Consider the following 17,207-nt stretch of genomic DNA (forward strand, 5'->3'; position numbering starts at 1 on the left):
CGGTCAGGTGGGCCGGCGCTGTAGTGCCGCGGGCGTGCAGGTTGATCCCGGCCGCGGGTCGGACGGGGCTCACGCCAATCGGGCTGCGGCTCCGCGAGGGCCACCACGGTGAAGGGGACGCCCTCGCGGAGCCGCGGTTTGCTCCGATCCGAGCCCGCTATGCCTCGTGCACGGTCATCGGCAACCCGCCGCGAACCCGCAGCGACAGCATCGGCTCGGGCACCACCCGGTATCCCGGCACCTTGGCCAGCCGCAGTTCCCGCGCGACCATCGCGACCACGAACGCCGCCTCCATCATCCCCAGGTTGTTGCCGACGCAGAACCGCGGGCCGGCGCCGAACGGGATGTAGGCGTACCGGGGTCGCGAGGCCGTGCCGTCCTTGTCGAACCGCTCCGGGCGGAACCGTTCCGGCTCCGGCCAGAACTCCGGGTTACGGTGCAGTGTGTACGGGCAGATCAGCACATCGACCCCGGCCGGCACGTCGTACCCGCCGATGGTGTCCGCCTTCTGCGGTATGCGGGAGAGCATCCACACCGGCGGGTACAGACGCATCGCCTCCTCGATCACCGTCGCCGTGTAACGCAGGCGGTGCAGGTCGTCGAACGTCGGCTGTCGGTCTCCGAGCACCGACAGCGCCTCCGCCCGCAGCCGCTCCCAGACGGCCGGGTTCTCGTCGAGGAGATGGAACGTCCAGCTCAGGGTGCTGGCCGTCGTCTCGTGGCCGGCCAGGCAGAGCGTGACCAGTTCATCGCGCAACCGCCGCTGCCCGACCGCGGCGTCGGGCTCGGCGTTAGTCGACTGGATCAGCCGGCTCAGGGCGTCGTCGCCGTCGAGCCGGCCGCCGCGCGCATCGACCAACTCGTTGACAACCGTCTGCAGGTGACGACGGGCGCGGCGGAACCGCACCTGGTGCGGCAGCGGCACCCACATCGGCACCGCGCTCATCGTGACCATCTCGAACATCGCCTGGTCCTGCATCGCCTCGAAGGACCCGCCGACGTCGCCGAGCCCGCCGAGATCCGCGTCGAGCAGGGTACGGCCGAGCACACCGAGGGTGAGCCCGGTGGCGGCGCCCGCGATGTCGACCGGACCCCGCCCGACGTGGCCACGCAACCGGTCCACGAACCGACCGGCCTCCTCGGCCACCACGTCGGCCTGCCGGGCGATCCGTTTGGGCTGGAACACCGGCTGGATGACCCGTCGCTGCTTGCGCCACAGATCGCCCTCGCTGGTGAGCAGCCCGTCGCCGAGGGCCCGCTTGGCCTGGGCCAGCCCGACGCCCTTGTGGTAGTTGTCCGGATTGTCGGCGAGCACGTGCTTGGCGTGGTTGGGGTGGTTGAAGAAGAAGAGAACCTTCGGGCCGATCGCGATGCGGGCCGCGTCACCGAAGGCGTCGGCTGCCGACGACATCAGCCCGAGCCGGTCCCGTCCGAGCTTCCACAACAGCTTCGGCGCCGCCCAGAACGGTGGTCCGGGCGGCCGCCGCCGCGACGCGGTGAGTGTCATGTCGCCGCCTCGCTCGGCTCCGGCACCGACGCCGGCTCGGTCATGCCACGGAACTGCCCGTTGACGAAGACCAACACGTCACCGCTGCTCTCCCAGCGCAGCGACACCACGCTGCTCAGGAAGATCGTGTGATCACCACCGTCGTACGTCCGCCAGACCCGGCACTCGAAGTGAGCCACCGCGTCGTCGATCAGCGGGGCGCCGGTGACGGTGCCCGGCGTCCACTCGACCGAGCCGAACTGCGCCAACCCCAGTGGCCGCCACCGATCGGCGAAGTGGCGTGCCACCTTCTCCTGCCGGTGCCCGAGAACCGAGATGCCAAGGGTGCCGGCCTCGGTGAGGATCTGATGCATGATCGCGTCGCGGCTGACACAGACCAGCACGAGCGGCGGGTCCAGCGAGACCGACGCGAACGAGTTGGCCGTCATGCCGTGTGGTGTGGCGCCGCCGACCGTTACGACGGTGACGCCTGTCGCGAAGGTCCCGAATGCCCGCCGCAACAGCTTTGATCCGGCCACCTCGCTCGGAGTGAGCAGTTCGCCGCTCATCTCGCCTCCCCGTGTGCGTACGGTTCGAGTGCACGAGCCAACGCCTCCGGCACCCGCGCCGGCAGTGTCCGGTTGTTGGGGCCGCGCATGCACGCGACCCGTTGCCGACCTCGGGCGACGAGCGTCTCGCCGCCGTCCGGGTCGAGCCGCACGTAGTCGAAGCCGAACTCGATCTGGGTCTGCGCCAGTTCCACGAGCCGCATCCGGACCGAGAGGTCGTCGAACGCCGTGATCTCGGCGAAGAACTCGCAGTCGACCTTGAGAGTGAAGAGCTTGAGGTCGTCCTGCAGGTCGGCCAGCACGTCCGGTGCCCGTTGCTTGAGGAACATCTCCCGGCACCGCCCCTGCCAGCGCAGGTAGTTGACGTAGTAGACGTTGCCGACGAGGTTGGTCTCCTCGAAGCCGACCGTGTGCGGGTACTCGAAGTACTTGCTCATCGAAGCGACCACCCGTCGGTGAGCACCGCGACGACGACCGGGTCGGCGTGGTCGCGCAGCCGGGTCACGAGCACGGCGATCCGCAGCGTGCCGGAGGCCAGGGTGAGCCAGCCGTGGGGACCGACAGCGCTCAGCGTGAGCGGCGTCTGCACCGGCAGTCCGACCTTGCGGAGGCACTCGATCGCCGTCCAGACCCGGGTGCTCGCGGTGTCGATGTCCTCGTCGGTGTCCTTCGTGAGCTGGCCGACCAGGCCGTCGTGCGGGCCGAGCAACGCCGACCAGGTCTCCGCGTCGCGCTCGGAGACCGCCTCGATGTCGCAGCTCAGCACCCCCCGACCACCGACGCAGACGGTCACACCGGCGCCGTGTGCCGCCGAGACGACCCGGTCGTCGTCGACCTCCGGCCGGCCGTCGGGCCGGTAGCGCACCTCGACCGGGCGGCCGAACACCCGTCCGGCCGCGAGGCCGGTCATGGCGCGTCGGGGCGGGTCGTCCGAGCCGTGAGGCTCGACCGCCACCGCGACCCGGGCGCCGAGCAGGTCGTCGAGCGACCGTTCGAGGTACGGGCCGAGCAGCGGCGCCGCCCACGGGCCGCGCCCGTCGCCCTTGCGCACCGCCTGCAGGCGCAGGCCCTCCCACCGTTCCACCACCTCGCCGCCCGGCGTGCGGACCGCGATGTCGTAGAGGTAGGTGTCGCCGTCGCGGCTGCGCTCGGTCGCCGTGAACCGGGCCTCGCCCTTGTCGGCGAGGACCGGGCCAGCGGCGTGTACGCGTTCGATGCCGGCCGGCAGGAGCGTCGCGTGCGGTACGCAGACCTGCAGACCGTGCATGAGCGCGTCCCGCATTCCGGGGTCACCGAGCAGCAGGTCGCCGCCGAGGAAGCTGGCGAACCAGTCGTCGGTCGCGACCGCCGACACGTCCACGTCGACGTGCCGTGCCGCCGCGCGGTGGTAGCCGCGCAGCCGCTGGAACCGCTGTCCCTGGAAGAGGATGCCCCCGTACAGGTCCGTGGCCGGGTCGAGGGGCACCAGCGGCAGGCCGGCTCCGGTCTCGTCCGGTGGGCCGTCGAGCTCTTCGCGGTCGCCGAAACGCAGCCGCGCGCGGAAGTGGTCGACAGCGAAGCCGGTGTCGCCGGCCCGGATGGCGACGTCGACGTCTCCGTCGCCGGTCACCACGGCCGCGATCCGGATCGTGGCGCTGCCGTCGACAGGTACCACGATCGGCCGGAGGAACTCGACGTCCTCCATCGCCGGCACGTCCGCGCGCCCGGTGAGCGCGGTGGCGGTCTGCGCCATGGCCTCCATGCCGAACACCGCCGGGAACAGCAGGTTGCCGTCGAGCAGGTGGTCGGCGAGATACAGGTCGGTACCGGCGTTGAGTTCGACCTCGGTCACCAGTTCGACACCGTGGTAGTGCACCAGCGGCGTGCCGACGAACCGCAGCAGCGGCAGCGTCGGCGTCTCTCGACGCACAGTGTCGATGCCCTCGGTGCGGCCACTGATCACCACCACCGGCGGGGCGTCGGGGTCGGCGATCAGGCGACGCATCAGGCGTACGCCCTCGTCGGGTGAGATCGGGACGATCCCGTCCCGCTGCAGACCCTCCACGACCGAGAGCCGCTCGCCCATACCCACGCCGGACCAGACCGACCACTCCAGGCAGAGCGTCCGGCATTCGGGGTACGCCGCCGCGAAGTCCGCGGTGATCTCGGCCAGCCAGTCGTTGGCGGTCGCGTAGTGCGCCTCACCGCGCAGGCCCGCCCGGCCGATGATGCTGCCGAAGGTGACGAGCATCCGCAGCGCGCCGGGCTCGATGGCGTCGAGGACGGCGCGCAGCCCGTCGATCTTCGGGGCGAACGTCGCCCGGAAGGCCGCCGCGTCCAGGTTGGCCAGCGTCGCCGGCTCGTTGCGGCCGGCACCGTGCAGAACCGCCGTCACCGGGCCCAGCTTCTGGCGTACGCCGTCGACCGCGGTCCTGACCTGCGCCGGGTCGGTGACGTCGGCGCGGGCGTAGTGCAGGCGCACCCCGGCGGCCGTCATCCGGTCGAGGTTGGCGGCCAACTCCGCGTCGGTCGCCGGGTCGCTGCGACCGAGCACGGCCAACGCCGCGCCGGTGTCCTGCGCGACGGCGAGTGCGCACTCGGCGGTGATGCCCTTGCCACCGCCGGTCACGAGCAGCACGTCCGACGCGTCGAGCGGCATGATCTCCCGGACCGGTCGCACCGGCATCGCCCGCAGGGTGGGCACCCGCCGCACGCCGTCGGCGTCGTAGCGCACCTCGTGGAACCGCCCGGTGGCGGCCACCTCCGCGACCAGCAACGCCGGGTCGTCGAAGTTGGCGGGTACGCGAACGATGGTGGTCCGGATCCGGGGCATCTCCAACCGCAGCGACTTGGCCAGCCCGGCGGCGCCCCGACCACGCTGCACGACCACGAACCGGTCGCGCTGCTTGTCGGCGATGGCCGCCTTGGCCCCGTCCAGTGCGAGCGCCAGGTCGGCCTCGGTGCAGTCGGCCGGCAGACAGACCAGAACCCCGCCACCGACGCCGCCGTGCTCCAGCGCCTGCCGCAGAGACTCGGCGAGCGGGTCGCCGTCTCGCGACCAGCGCCGCCAGGGGCCGTTTGCCTCCACCTCCACGCGCGGCGGCAGCGGCAGGGCGTCGAGGTCGACCGAGAACGCCCGGGACCAGGCGGCCGCACCGGCCACAGTGGCCGCCGTCGGTGCGCCACCGTCCCCGAGTGAGCCGGCCAGGTCCTCCAACGCCTGGGCCAGCTCCTCGACAGTGGCGACGGCGAAGTTCGTCGGCGTCTGGGCGCTCGGCACCGACAGCAGTTGGGCGGCCTGGTTGACCACCTGTCCCACAGTGATCGAGCTGAGGTGCAGATCGTCGAGGAGGTGGCTCTCGCCGCGTACCATCTCGATCGGAAGCTCGGCGCGGTCGGCCACCAACCGGCGCAGCAGGTGCAGCGGCGGCTCGGAGGCGTCCGTGTCGGCCTCGATCTTCTTCGCCTCGACGGCCCGCCGCACGGGCTGCACCGTCAGCGGCGGCGCGGCCTCGCAGGGGCTCGCGAAGAAGCTGAACTTCGCCCCGAGTTGCAGCGGCCGGGTCAGGCGACCCTGGAACAGCCCGTCGTCGACCCGGAACGCGCCGACGACGTACGCGGCACCGACGGCGTTGAGCAGACCGGCGACCGACTCGTCATCGGTGTCGAGGGACACCGACGGCACGTCCGTCGCCGCGGTCGCCAACGCTCCCAACACCCGACCGGGGCCGACCTCGATGAACAGGTCAAGGTCCTTCGCCGCGAAGGCCACCGCCTGAGTGAACAGCACCGGGTCGGTGATCTGGCGGCGCAGCAGGGCCGGCACGTCGGTGTCGGCCGGGAGGACGTCGCCGGTCACCGTCGACACCACCCGGCGCGACAACGGGTCGAACTGCTCATCGGTCAACCGGTCGCCGAACGCGTCGGCGGCCGGCGCCACCAGCGGTGAGTGGAAGGCGTGCGAGACACGCAGCCGGGTGGTGGCGAAGCTCGCTTCGCCGGCGCGGCGGCAGGCCTCCTCGATCCCTTCGGCAGTGCCGGCGATCACCGTCTGTTGTGGGCCGTTGAAGCCACCGATGACGACCGGGAGGTCGGCCAGCAGGGGCCGGACCGCCTCGGGTGCCGCCGCGATGCTCGCCATCGTCCCCGACGAGCTGTGCTCGGCCATCGTCTGGCCGCGGACCATCGCGGTACGAAGCAGGGCGTCCTCGTCGAACGCGCCCGCCCAGTGCAGGGCGGTGATCTCGCCGAGGCTGTGCCCCACAGCGGTGGTCGCCTCGATGCCGAGCGCCGACAGCACGCGCAGGCCCGCCAGCGAGCCGGTGACGATCCGGGGCTGGGCCACCGTCGTGGCGACCATGTCGCCGGAGGTGGGCAGGGCCGCCTTGGTGTAGACCTCGTCGACGTCGGTGAACCGGCGGCGCAGGGCACCGCCGCTCGTCCCCCGCCCCGAGCCCTGCCCGGGGAAGAGATAGCCGATCCGGCCCGGACCGCCGACGTGGCCGAGGAAGCAGCGCTCGTCGGCACTGACCAGGCTCGTCTCGCCGGCGTCCAGTACGGCGCAGAGTCGTTGCAGCCGCGCGACAGCGTCGGCCGGTGACGAGACCACGACGGCCGCCCGGTAGGGCAGGTCGCGCAACTCCCCGTGCAGCGTCGCGGCCAGGTCGCCCAGCTGGGCGTACGCGACGCCGTCGACGAACTCGACGAGCCTGTCCAGCCGCTCCCGCAGCTTCTCCCGGGAGGCGGCGTCGATCAGCAGCAGCTCGACGTCCTGGCCGGAGGAGGCCAACCGGCTGGTCCGGCTGTCGAACCCACGCCGACGTCGGGAGGGGCCGCCCTCGAGCACGATGTGCGTGTTGATCCCGCCGAAGCCCATCGCCGTGACCCCGGCCCGGACGTTCGGCAGGTCGGGCCACGGCTCCGCCTTGCGCAGCGCGCGCAGCGCCGGGTCGTTGTCGTCGGCCAGGATCTCGTGCGGCATGACGCAGCCGATGGCCGGGGGCAGCACCTGGTGGTGCACGGCCAGCGCCGCCTTGATCAGGCCGGCGACACCGGCGGCGGCCTTGGTGTGCCCGATCATGCCCTTGATCGAACCGATTGCGGCCGGAGCGGCGGTCGGGTCGGCGGAACGACGGGCGAGGGACAGCGCTGTCAACTCAGTGGCGTCACCGACCCGCGTACCCGTGCCGTGTCCCTCGAAGAGGCCTACCGTCTCGATCCCGAAGCCGGCGCGCTCGTACGCCCGGTCGAGCGCGAGTCGGTAGCCGCTGACCTCGGGTCGGGTCATCCCGCCCTTGCCGTCGGAGGAGATCCCCCACCCGGCGATGGTGGCGTAGATGCGGTGGCCGGCGGCGCGGGCGTCGTCCTCGCGCATCAGGACGACCATCCCGCAGCCCTCGCCCGGCCAGAAGCCGTTCGACCCACGGTCGTAGACGCGCATCTCACCGGTCGCCAGCGCGCCGGTCTTCGCGAACCCGATGATCTCGAAGGGGTCGATCGACAGGTCGACACCACCGGCGACGGCCACGTCGACGTCACCGTCGATGAGGGTCTTGCTGGCGGTAGCGACCGACAGCAGCGACGACGAACAGGCGCCGTCGACGGTGTAGCCGCCACCCTTGAGGTCGAAGTGGTTGCAGATCCGGCCCGCGATGGTGTTGGAGAGCCCGCCGGCCAGAGTGTCCTCGTCGACCTCGGGGAACGGACTCTTGAAGGTCGCCTCGAACGAGTCGAGGAAGGTCATCAGGTGGTCGTCGTCCCAGTCCTGGTCCTTGAGCGCCGCGGCGACCATGCGCCGGACGAAGGGCCAGCGCAGCCGCAGCTGATTCGCGCGGGTGAACTCACCGGTCAGGGTGTTGCCGACCACCACGCCGGTACGGTCCCGGGGCAGTCCCTCGGCCATCGGGAAGCCGGCGTCGGCCAGGGCCATCGCGGCCATGTCGAGGGCGAGCCAGTGGGTCAGGTCCGTCGAGCGGTAGGTGCTCCCGGCGACCTTGTAGGCGATCCGGTCGAACTCGTACCCCTCGATGACGGCGGCGTTGCGGGCGTAGAACTTGTCGGGCGTGTTCGGGTCCGGGTCCCAGTAGTCCTCGAGCCGCATCCGCTCGTCGGGGAGACGGCGGAACGCGCGCCGCCCGGCGAGGGCGTTCTCCCACAGCTCCCGGGGTGACGTGGCGTCCGGATAGCGGCACGCCATGCCGACTATCGCTACACGAGTCATGCGGGGACGACCTCCTTGCCGGTGTGTTCCTTGCCGTTGCCGTTGCCGGTGCTCGCTGGCACCGGCATCGCGGCCGTGCCGATGCTGGGCGCGCGGTCCGCCTTGGACTTCTCGATGAGGTGCAGGGTCCAGTGGAAGCCGCCGCGGATGAGGCAGACGGCGGCGGTGGCGAAGAAGATGCCGTACGCGATACCGAAGCCGGTGAGCAGGCCGTAGACCACGGCCACGCTGGCACCGAACGCCACCTGCGCGGCCGGCGCCGACGGTGAGGTGCCCGGGTCGGTGACCATGTAGTTGGTGAACAGCACGAACGCGACGCCGGTCATCATGCCCAGGGCCGCCGGGATCGACGTGTCGAGCAGCACCCCACGCACGATCGCCTGCAGAGCGAACGCGGACAGCCAGCCCATGATCAGCCACATCCGACCGGTCAGCTTGCCGTTGATCATCGTGCCGCCGACGATGATGATCGCCGGGATCAGCCAGTCCCAGAAGCCCGAGATGTACTCGGTGAAGTGGTAGGGCGGTGCGACGCTGGCCCAGGGGAAGACCATCAGGATCACCGCGATGCCGAAGTTCGACGGGTTCATGTAATGGCGCATCCGGCCCCGGATGGGGGCCTGCAGGACCCACTTGGCGCCGATGGCGACCGCGACACCGAAGAGCATCGTCCAGAGCTGGTCGTTGACGTAGATCAGCATGTTGAGCGCGAGGCTCGTAATGTGCGCCGGGTAGAGGAACTCGATCAGCCCGCGTAGCCCTCGGCCGCTGAATCGCGGGGCTCGGCCCTCGACGCGGGCACCGATGGCCTCCAGGGCGATCTCGATCGTGTAGCCGGCGAAGATCGCGATGAGGGGCCAGGTCCAGGGCTGTTCGAAGCCGAGGACCGTGAAGCCGAGGATGTTGAAGACGGTGATCGAGATAGCGAAGTTGCGAAGTGCGATGTTGACTTTCGGGTCGTGACGTGGCGGGGTTACGGTACTGATTGCCATGTCGCTCACCTCTCCTGGGCCTGGGCGCCGAGCTCGAGCGAGTGCCAGCCCGGGGTCATCGAAAGCTCCTGTTGATGCGACTGGCCGGTGCGATCACGCCAGTTCAGCTCGACCCGCACCGGGCCGGTCACGTCCTTGCCAAGTCCGATGTGGACCTCGCTGCTGCGCTTGCCGGAGTGGCCGCTGCCGCCGTCCACACGGCCGAGCAGCACCCGACCGTCCGCGGTCGTGACCTTGACCTGGGCGCCGACGACTGGCGAACCAGCGGTCCCGGTCGCGGCCGTCGCGCCGGCCGGGGCGGGATGGGTCAGGCGGAGGCCGAGGAAGGCACCGGGGTTCGGGCTCTGGTTGTGGTAGAAGACCGGCTCGTCCCACTGCCTGGCGACCGCGAAGTCGAGCCGTCCGTCGCCGTCGGCGTCGCCGGTCGCGATGCCGCGGGTCGGCACCGGCGCGTCGAGACCCAACCGCGGCGCGATGTCCACGTAACGGCCACTGTCGGACTTGACGAAGAAGTGCAACCGTTGGCTGCCGCCGATGTCGTCGCCGGGGCGCACGTGCGGCCACCAGGTCGTGTTGGTGAGCAGGTTGTCATTGGACATCGCGAGTTCCTGCAGCTGCGGCCACCTGTTGACCTCGCCCTTGACGAAGCCGGTCGTCTGCGCCACGACCAGGTCGCCGCTGTTGTTGAAGTCCGCCATCTTCACGTCCCAGCCCCACCCGGACCAGGCGAGCCCGAGCGGCGCGCTCTCGTCCTTGAACGGGGCGGTGCCGTCGTCGAGGTGGGTGCGAAGGTCCTTCTGGTCCTTTGCGGAATTGACGAAGGCGAAATGGCTCTCCTCCAGGCCGAAGGTGGTGGCGATGTTGCTGACGTACATGTCGTAGAGGCCGTCGCCGTCCAGGTCGCCGAAGTCGACGCCCATGCCCTTGAACGAGTCGGCGCCCACCCGCTTCGACTTGGGGACGAGCGGGTCACGGACGGCCTTGACCGGAGCGAAATCGATGTTGCCGGGGGTCGACCTGTTGTAGAGCATCCGGTCGGGGCCGAAGTCGTGGGCCACGTAGAGCTCCGGCCGAAGGTCCCCGTCGACGTCGTTGGCGGCCGCAGCGAGGGCCCAGCCCTTCGACGCGGCCCGCGGAAGAACGTCGCTGACCAGTTCGAAGGTCGCCGTCGGCTCGGCGCCGGCGGTGGCGCCGGTGCACCGGAAGAAGTAGTCCTCGCCGCCGTTGAACGCCTGCGACATCGAGTGGTTCATCGCGACACCGTCCTTCTTGGTGTCGTCGAGGACCGGGCCGTGCGGGAAGTAGTTGCCGACAAAGATGTCGACGTGGCCGTCGCCGTCGAAGTCGTCGACCGCGACGGTGTTGGTGTTCCACTGCGGGCCGTCGTAGCGGTCACCGGGCGACTGGGGCAACACCTCGACCGGTCGGAAGGTGTTCATCGTCAGGCCGACCGCGCCGGCCTTGGCGAGGTAGAGGATCGGCGTACGTCCCCAGAGGTAGACCAGCACGTCGGTGCGGCCGTCCTCGTTGAAGTCGCCGGGGACGCACCCCATCGGCGCCATCGTGTCGCTCATCGGCAGCGGTGCCGGATCGAGCGCGAACGGCGCGTAGCGGGGGGTGCCGGGGCGGGGCACGGGGGTGACCACCACCTGGTCGATACGAGGATCGGTGATGCACAGGTCGTTGGGCAGCCCGTCCCCGTCGAGATCGTTCATCGCGACGCCCGAGCCGACCGACGAGATCCACGCATTGATGTCCTGGTACTTCTGGTTGACCTTGCGGACGGTCTGCTGCGGGTAGCCCCCCGGCATCGCGATCGAGGCCGGCTGGAACGCGAACCCGCTCGCGGTCCGCGCCAGCTCGGATGCCGAGGCGGAGGGCAACCGCCCCAGTTGGAAGAGCAGGGCGACCAGGGCCAGCGCCACGATTGCGGGTAGCCGCCGATGCAGCCATGAACCCTTCTGCGACATCTACTTGACCTCCGATTGTGACGGACGGGTGCGGGGCCGGGAATCCCATTACCATCGGTTTGGTAATGGCATTTCACCGATGCCTGGACGGCTCCACGGAACGGGCATCAGCACCGATAGCCGCGAGCGCGAGTTTCCAGTTCCGACCCCTCGAACAGGGAGTTTGGCGACGGCCTATCACCACACATCCCGACTCACCGATTTCGGTGAACGCGCTGGATAGAGCGTCGCAGGGGCCTTTAACGATGTCTTCTTCGTCTGTGCTGGGCGCTTCTTCCTTCGTGCGGTGCGCCCAATACCCGGGCATACGCCAGTATTTCTTGGGCACCGGCCCGGGCGATAATTGTGATCTCTTGGCCGACTACCGAAGGTGTCGTCGGCCGACCGCCAGCGCGGTGGCGAAGCTGGCCCAGGCGACCGTCTCGACCAACACGGCGTCGCCCTCGTGCCAGGCCCGGAACTCCGCGATGGTCTCCTCGTCGACCTGGTACGACGCGAAGGCCGCCAGCAGGGCGAGCCGACCCGCGGACCGGTCGGGCTCCGGCAGGTCGACGATCGCCCGCTCGCACCACTCGCGACTCAGTCCGGTGTCGACGCCCTGCCAGGTGTCGAGGTGCGCGGCGACGAGCGCGCGCACCCTCGGCGGGACCGACCGCTCCCCGGCAGCGGTGAAGGCCGCGTTGGCGCGAGCCACCGCACCCGCCACCGCCTCGCTACCCACCGCCCAGCCCGCCTCCGGCGGCAGGTCGGCCGCGGGTAGCAGGGGCAGTGAACGACCGGCCGGGTGCTCCTCGCGCAGAATGGGGTGCAGCAACCGGCTGACGCCGCGCTTCATCCTCCGTTTGGCCCGGGAGCCGAGCTGCGGCGGCAGCAGGAAACTCGACAGGAAGACGTTGACCATGCGGCCCAGGTAGTGGAACGCCACCACGACGCCCACCAACTCGGCGCGCTCCGCCGGAGTGAGCGTCAGGTCGAACGCCGGGAAAGCCGCCGGTTGGTGGGCGACCCGCGCCCAGCCGGCAAGCGTACGCACCCGCGGATCCACTATGTCCTCGACCCGGTCGGCGACGATCGCCTCGGCGTCGTGCTCGGTCGACAGGTCGTACATCCCGGTGCTGTGCATGTCGACGCAGTAGGGGCAGATGTTGGCCACCGACACCGCCGACGCCACCGCCTCCTTGGCCAGCCGGTCGACGGCCCCACCGGTCATCAACGGCTCGCGCATCAGCATCCAGTAGGCGGCGAGTGTCCGCGGGGCCGGCGAGTGCAGCAGCAGTGGCGGTACGACCAGGCGCATCTCGTCGGTGGCCTGCCGGTAGACCTCGGCCACCAGACCGTCGGCCGCGGTGGGTGCGACAGGCGTCACGTACTTGACCTGGCGCTGAACGACCGACGAGACGACGCGGGCGGCGACCATGGTTACCTCCGTTGAGGGTGTGGACGTCGCACTAGCATCACGCCGGTTACGCCGCCGGCCCCACTCCGAGCGTGCCGACCCGCAGCGCCGCCTTCATCGCCGCCCAGGAGGTGACCTCGATCAGCTCCCGGTCGCCAGCTCCCGTCGCCCGCAGCGCGTCGAAGTCGGCGTCGGTCGACTGGTAGGAGCCGAACGCCGCCAGCAGGGCCAACCGGCCGGCGGCTTGGTCGGCCGGCGCGAGCGCAGAGATCCCCTCGCTCAACCAGCCACGGTTGGCCCCGGGAGGCCGCCCGTCCCACGCGTCCAGCCGATCGGTGACCAGCGACCGCACCGGGCCGGGCACCGAACGCAGGCCCGCGCGGTCGGCGGCGGCGCCGGCCCGCGCGAACGCGTCGCCGATGCTCGGGCTGCCGACGGCCCACTCCGGCACCGCTGTCGCCGGCGCGGCGGGTAGCAGCGCCAGCGCCGCCCCCGGCTCGGGCCCGCTGCCGCGCAGATCCATCAACCTCCCGAACACCTTCCGGACCGTCGTCCGTGCGGCGCCGGGCAGCCGCGGCGGGAACGGCGACTCGGGGAGGAACAGGTTGACCATGCGGTTGATGTAGTGGAACACCACCGCCACGCCCAGCACCTCGGGGACCGCCGGGGCCCGCACCGGGACCGCCGCGGCGACGTGCCCGCTGTCGCGTGCCCAGCCCGCGACCGCCCGCAGGCCCGGATCGACGAGTTGGTGCAGGTTGCCCGAGGCGATCTGCGCCGACTCCCGCCCGCGAGCCAGGCCGTGCATCGTCGAGCTGTGCACGTCGACGCAGTAGGGACAGGCGTTGCCGATGGACACGGCGGTCGCCACCGCTTCCTTCGTTCCTCGGTCGACGGCACCCCTCGCGACGAGCGTCTCCCGCAGGATCATCCAGCACGCGGCGAGTGGCTCGGGGGCCGGTGAGTGCAGGGCAACCGGCGGGGCGAGCATTCCGAAGTCGCGTTCGACCTGCTCGTACACAGTGGCCACCAGCCCTTTGGCCACGGCGATCGGCACCGGCGTGACGTGCCGTACCGTCCCCGCGGCCCGGCGGGTGCCTCGAATCATGATCATGCCCACGACGCTCTCCCTTCGACCGCAAGCCCAAGGATGTCGATGCCGACGGGCCGGGGCCGTCTCCGAACTTGCGGTATCGGGTGGATCCGCCCGGGCACCAGGTGGTGGCCGCAGAAAATCGGCCGGCTCGCCCGGGCCCGGGTCGCGGCACAAGAGCACGTCGAAAGAAATCCTTCCGTCACCCATTGACTACCGTAAGCGCCGGGCCACGCTCACCAACGAATGGAGTGTCCATGTCCGCTGTTGCGGCCCCACCGAGGTCGGGCTTCCTCGCGTCCCTCAACGGCCGGCACCACCGAGCCGCCCTGAACACCTTCATGGTGATCGTGATCGCGCACTGGGCCGAACACCTCGTGCAGGCGTACCAGATCTTCGTGCTCGACATGCCCCGACCCGCGTCGCGTGGCGTGCTCGGACAGTTCTGGCCGTGGCTGGTCACCTCGGAGTACCTGCACTACGGCTACGCCATCGTGATGCTCGTCGGCCTCTTCCTGCTCCGGCCGGGCTTCGTCGGTCGGGCACGCACCTGGTGGACGATCGCTCTCGCCATCCAGTTCTGGCACCACATCGAGCACCTGCTGCTCCTCATCCAGGTGCAGGCCGGCTTCAACCTCTTCGGCGCCGCGGTGCCGACCAGCGTCCTGCAGCTCGTCATGCCCCGCGTCGAGTTGCACCTGTTCTACAACTCGGTCGTCTTCATCCCGATGCTGGTCGCGGTCTACTACCACCTGCGGCCGAGCCGGGTCGAGGTCGAGGCGATGCGGTGCAGCTGCGCGCCGCGTCCCGTAGCGTCGCTGGCCTGACGTGGTCCGCCGAGGTGGGGCGCTGCTGCTCATCGTCCTCCTGCTGTCGAGCGTCGCGTCGTCGGCCTCCGCCGACGGCGGTCTGATCACCAGCGACCCTGCCGCGGGTGCCGCCGTCTCGGCGGCGCCCGCGGCCGTCGCGCTCACGTTCTCCGACGCGCCGGACCTGACGCTCTCCCACGTCGCCGTGCTCGACGACGCGGGCAACCCGATCCAGTCGGGCGACGCGCGACAGGGCCCGGAGCGCACGGTGACCGTGCCGATCACCGTCGTTCGTCCCGGCAACCTGACGGTCGCCTTCCACATGGCACTCGCCAACGGGGGCGAGGCCACCGGAAGCCTGCGGTTCAGCGTGGGCACCGGGGTGGCGCCTCCGGCGCCGTCCGAGGTCGTCCGGCAGGCCACCGCCGACGCGCTCGCCGCGCACCAACACTCGATCGACCCGATGAGCGCCTTCCTGCTCTTCGTCGACGGGCTGGCCGTGGTGGTCGTGCTGGCACTGCTGTACCTCCGCCGGCCGTACCAGGCCGCGTCCGACGCGCCCGACCCGCGTCCGTGATCCTTCCGGCGGCGCCGACGACCAGCCCACGAGGCCACCGGCTGATCGCCGCCCCGCAAGGGTGATCGGCGGCTGACATCACAAGCAACAAGGGGCCCCGCCGGACGGCGGGGCCCCTTGTTGCAGGTCAGCTGCCGAAGTTGGCAGCCATGGCCGCCGCGATGCGCTCGCGCCAGACCGCGAACGCCGGGGTCTCCCCGTCGGCGGGCAGGTCGACAAGCGCCTCGTCGGTGACCTTCGAGGCGCTGGCCGGCGACATGCCGCAGAGCAGCTCGGTCGCCAGCTCGGTGTGAGGCTGGACGAGGTCGGCCTTGACCCGGGACGCCGCCGCGAAGGCGACGCCCTGCATGAGCTGAGGGCGGTACGGGCCGGCCAGGTCCCGCAAACGGCGCAGTTCGGTGTCCGACGCGCCGCCCGCGTACCCCGCGGCGAGGCCGGTGCCCGCCCACAGGTCGGGTCGCCGTGCCACGGGGAAGCGGTTGAGCAGGCCGGCCACCGTCTCGGGGTCGGTGCCGCCGACGAACCACGACGCCCGGCCGATGCCCTGGTCGATGGCGTTGTTGGCGTACGCGTGGCCCGGCCACGGGAAGCGTTCGTCGCGGAACTGCTGGTGCACGTAGCGTTTGGTGACGAAGTAGGCCTGGTGGAATCCGTAGCCGTCGAGGACCAGCCAGCGCAGCAGCGGGTCCGGGGCGTACAGGGTGGACCAGCGGAAACGGGGAAGCCTGGCCATGGCCCAGCCCACCCCGACGTAGACCATGTAGACGTGGTGTCGGGCCCGCCCGTCGAGGAAGTCGGCGACGTGCCGGGTCCCTCCGCCGGGCAACCCGTCGCGCATCGCCAGGGCCATGGCGGCGCCCTCGTAGGCGAAGCCGCGATAGCCGGTCGGCACTTGTTCCAGCGACGGTTCGGCATCCGTGGGCCGCTTCGCCTCGGCCGCGACCGCGTACCCGGCGAGGAATGTGCTGCCGACGGTCTCCAACCGCTCCCGCCCGGCGGCGGACTTCACGTGGAAGCCGCGGACGTCCATCCTGGTGGCCGCGACGTCGGGGGTCAGCACCCTGCGTCGCAGGCTGCGCCAAACGCTCATCGAACCCTCCTGTCCTCATCGTGAATGTTGGCGAGGCGGGCCCGGATCCGGTGGCGCCACACCTCGTAGTCGGGTTCCTCGGTGTCGGCGAAACCCACGGCCGCGACGTCGTCGGCCAGCGCCGCGGCCTTCTCGGCGGGCAGGCCGGCGAGGATGGTGACACCCGCCTCACTGTGTTCGGGTAGGTAGCCGGCGAAGGTACGCGCCTTCGCGGCGAAGACCGAGCCCTGCCCGAGGTGGTCGCGGTGCGCACCGGCGGCGGTGCGGAGGTGCCGCAGCCCTTCGGGTGTGGTGCCGCCGGCGAACGTCGCGGCCAGACCGACCCCGCTCCACAGGTCGGCCCGCCGCTCCGGGGCGAACCGTTCGACGGCCGCCGTGACGTCGGCGGGTTCGCCGCCGTGGATGAACCACAGAGCACGACCGATTCCCTGGTCGACGGCCCGCGGAAAGTAGTCGGCGCGGCCGAGCCACGGGTACGGCGCCAGCCTGCGCTGCTGCCCCACCCACCGGTCGGTCTCGAAGTAGGCGCGGTCGAAGCCGTAGCCGTCGACAGCCAACCAGCTCATGGTCGGGTAGTAGGGGGTGCCGGTCAGGTCCGGTAGCACGTTCTTCCACAGTGGACGGGGCAGCCGGGCCATCGCGAAGCCGATCCCGATGTAGGTCAGGAAGGTGTGCGGCAGGCCGGGGCCGCTCAGCAGGTCCCGGGCCTGGTGGCGGCGCCCGCCCGGCATGGCGTCGCGGACCGTCAGTGCCATGGTGGCGCCCTCGTAGGCGAAGCCGCGCTGCTCCTGGTCGACCAGTTCCAGGCGTCGTTCCAGTTCCCACTGGTCACGCGCCTCGATACCCCACTCGAAGCCACAGATCACCGCCTGTGGGATCGCTTCCAGACGCTCGGTTGTCGGGCTCGGCCTGACCGGGAAGCCCCGGCCTTCGAACGTGACGTCGGTCAGCGACGGTGTCAGCGCCATCCGGCGGATCGCACCCAGCATCGGCATGTCGCTCGTACCTCCCAAGTTTTGTTCCATC

Annotated in this window: 12 protein-coding genes; 2 read left to right on the forward strand and 10 right to left on the reverse strand. The window is 70.8% G+C overall.

The window, feature by feature from the left end; genetic code table 11:
- Nucleotides 1-157 precede the first annotated feature (157 nt).
- From OHB44_RS22355 to OHB44_RS22390, 8 genes are all read right to left on the reverse strand, one after another.
- Nucleotides 158-1,507, reverse strand: coding sequence for a cytochrome P450 (locus OHB44_RS22355; protein WP_238684249.1), 1,350 nt, complete (start codon nt 1,505-1,507; stop codon nt 158-160).
- Entirely contained in the window at nt 1,504-2,055 is a 552-nt protein-coding gene (locus OHB44_RS22360) for a flavin reductase family protein (RefSeq protein WP_238684250.1), read from the reverse strand. The genes OHB44_RS22355 and OHB44_RS22360 overlap by 4 nt, the downstream gene beginning before the upstream one ends.
- Nucleotides 2,052-2,492 carry an acyl-CoA thioesterase gene (locus OHB44_RS22365; protein WP_238684251.1) on the reverse strand — a complete coding sequence of 147 codons (441 nt, stop codon included), beginning with the start codon at nt 2,490-2,492 and terminating at the stop codon, nt 2,052-2,054. Before OHB44_RS22365 ends, OHB44_RS22360 begins: the two co-directional genes overlap by 4 nt.
- Entirely contained in the window at nt 2,489-8,254 is a 5,766-nt protein-coding gene (locus OHB44_RS22370) for a type I polyketide synthase (protein WP_330438154.1), read from the reverse strand. Before OHB44_RS22370 ends, OHB44_RS22365 begins: the two co-directional genes overlap by 4 nt.
- Nucleotides 8,251-9,246: an enediyne biosynthesis protein gene (locus OHB44_RS22375; protein ID WP_238684253.1), complete on the reverse strand. Its 996-nt coding sequence runs from the start codon at nt 9,244-9,246 to the stop codon at nt 8,251-8,253. Before OHB44_RS22375 ends, OHB44_RS22370 begins: the two co-directional genes overlap by 4 nt.
- A gap of 5 nt (nt 9,247-9,251) precedes the next feature.
- On the reverse strand, nt 9,252-11,216 hold the full coding sequence (locus OHB44_RS22380) for a CRTAC1 family protein (protein ID WP_238684254.1): 1,965 nt from the start codon (nt 11,214-11,216) through the stop codon (nt 9,252-9,254).
- Between the two features lie 361 nt (nt 11,217-11,577).
- The gene (locus OHB44_RS22385; protein ID WP_238684255.1) at nt 11,578-12,633 is read right to left on the reverse strand and encodes a carboxymuconolactone decarboxylase family protein; all 1,056 of its coding nucleotides are present in this window, start codon (nt 12,631-12,633) and stop codon (nt 11,578-11,580) included.
- A 46-nt stretch (nt 12,634-12,679) separates the two neighbouring features.
- Nucleotides 12,680-13,726, reverse strand: coding sequence for a carboxymuconolactone decarboxylase family protein (locus tag OHB44_RS22390; protein ID WP_330438155.1), 1,047 nt, complete (start codon nt 13,724-13,726; stop codon nt 12,680-12,682).
- A 236-nt stretch (nt 13,727-13,962) separates the two neighbouring features.
- Here OHB44_RS22390 and OHB44_RS22395 point away from each other — a divergent pair, with 236 nt between their 5' ends.
- Both OHB44_RS22395 and OHB44_RS22400 read left to right on the forward strand, forming a co-directional pair.
- A complete protein-coding gene (locus tag OHB44_RS22395; protein WP_238684257.1) occupies nt 13,963-14,532 on the forward strand; it encodes a hypothetical protein in 570 nt (189 codons plus the stop codon).
- Between the two features lies 1 nt (nt 14,533).
- Nucleotides 14,534-15,091 carry a copper resistance protein CopC gene (locus OHB44_RS22400; protein ID WP_238684258.1) on the forward strand — a complete coding sequence of 186 codons (558 nt, stop codon included), beginning with the start codon at nt 14,534-14,536 and terminating at the stop codon, nt 15,089-15,091.
- Nucleotides 15,092-15,218: 127 nt separating this feature from the next.
- Here the strand turns inward: OHB44_RS22400 and OHB44_RS22405 are convergent, their stop codons facing one another.
- Nucleotides 15,219-16,181: a DUF1702 family protein gene (locus OHB44_RS22405; protein WP_238684259.1), complete on the reverse strand. Its 963-nt coding sequence runs from the start codon at nt 16,179-16,181 to the stop codon at nt 15,219-15,221.
- Nucleotides 16,178-17,176, reverse strand: coding sequence for a DUF1702 family protein (locus OHB44_RS22410; protein ID WP_238684260.1), 999 nt, complete (start codon nt 17,174-17,176; stop codon nt 16,178-16,180). The genes OHB44_RS22405 and OHB44_RS22410 overlap by 4 nt, the downstream gene beginning before the upstream one ends.
- Between the last annotated feature and the right edge of the window lie 31 nt (nt 17,177-17,207).

It is taken from the genome of Micromonospora sp. NBC_00821, from assembly GCF_036347035.1.
Lineage (GTDB): Bacteria > Actinomycetota > Actinomycetes > Mycobacteriales > Micromonosporaceae > Micromonospora > Micromonospora hortensis.

What these genes read in the sequence shown, in the direction of transcription:
- OHB44_RS22355 (WP_238684249.1), bottom strand. Translation starts at nt 1,507, where the DNA reads ATGACACTCACCGCGTCGCGGCGGCGGCCGCCCGGACCACCGTTCTGG.
- OHB44_RS22360 (WP_238684250.1), bottom strand. Translation starts at nt 2,055, where the DNA reads ATGAGCGGCGAACTGCTCACTCCGAGCGAGGTGGCCGGATCAAAGCTG.
- OHB44_RS22365 (WP_238684251.1), bottom strand. Translation starts at nt 2,492, where the DNA reads ATGAGCAAGTACTTCGAGTACCCGCACACGGTCGGCTTCGAGGAGACC.
- OHB44_RS22370 (WP_330438154.1), bottom strand. Translation starts at nt 8,254, where the DNA reads ATGACTCGTGTAGCGATAGTCGGCATGGCGTGCCGCTATCCGGACGCC.
- OHB44_RS22375 (WP_238684253.1), bottom strand. Translation starts at nt 9,246, where the DNA reads ATGGCAATCAGTACCGTAACCCCGCCACGTCACGACCCGAAAGTCAAC.
- OHB44_RS22380 (WP_238684254.1), bottom strand. Translation starts at nt 11,216, where the DNA reads ATGTCGCAGAAGGGTTCATGGCTGCATCGGCGGCTACCCGCAATCGTG.
- OHB44_RS22385 (WP_238684255.1), bottom strand. Translation starts at nt 12,633, where the DNA reads ATGGTCGCCGCCCGCGTCGTCTCGTCGGTCGTTCAGCGCCAGGTCAAG.
- OHB44_RS22390 (WP_330438155.1), bottom strand. Translation starts at nt 13,726, where the DNA reads ATGATCATGATTCGAGGCACCCGCCGGGCCGCGGGGACGGTACGGCAC.
- OHB44_RS22395 (WP_238684257.1), top strand. Translation starts at nt 13,963, where the DNA reads ATGTCCGCTGTTGCGGCCCCACCGAGGTCGGGCTTCCTCGCGTCCCTC.
- OHB44_RS22405 (WP_238684259.1), bottom strand. Translation starts at nt 16,181, where the DNA reads ATGAGCGTTTGGCGCAGCCTGCGACGCAGGGTGCTGACCCCCGACGTC.
- OHB44_RS22410 (WP_238684260.1), bottom strand. Translation starts at nt 17,176, where the DNA reads ATGCCGATGCTGGGTGCGATCCGCCGGATGGCGCTGACACCGTCGCTG.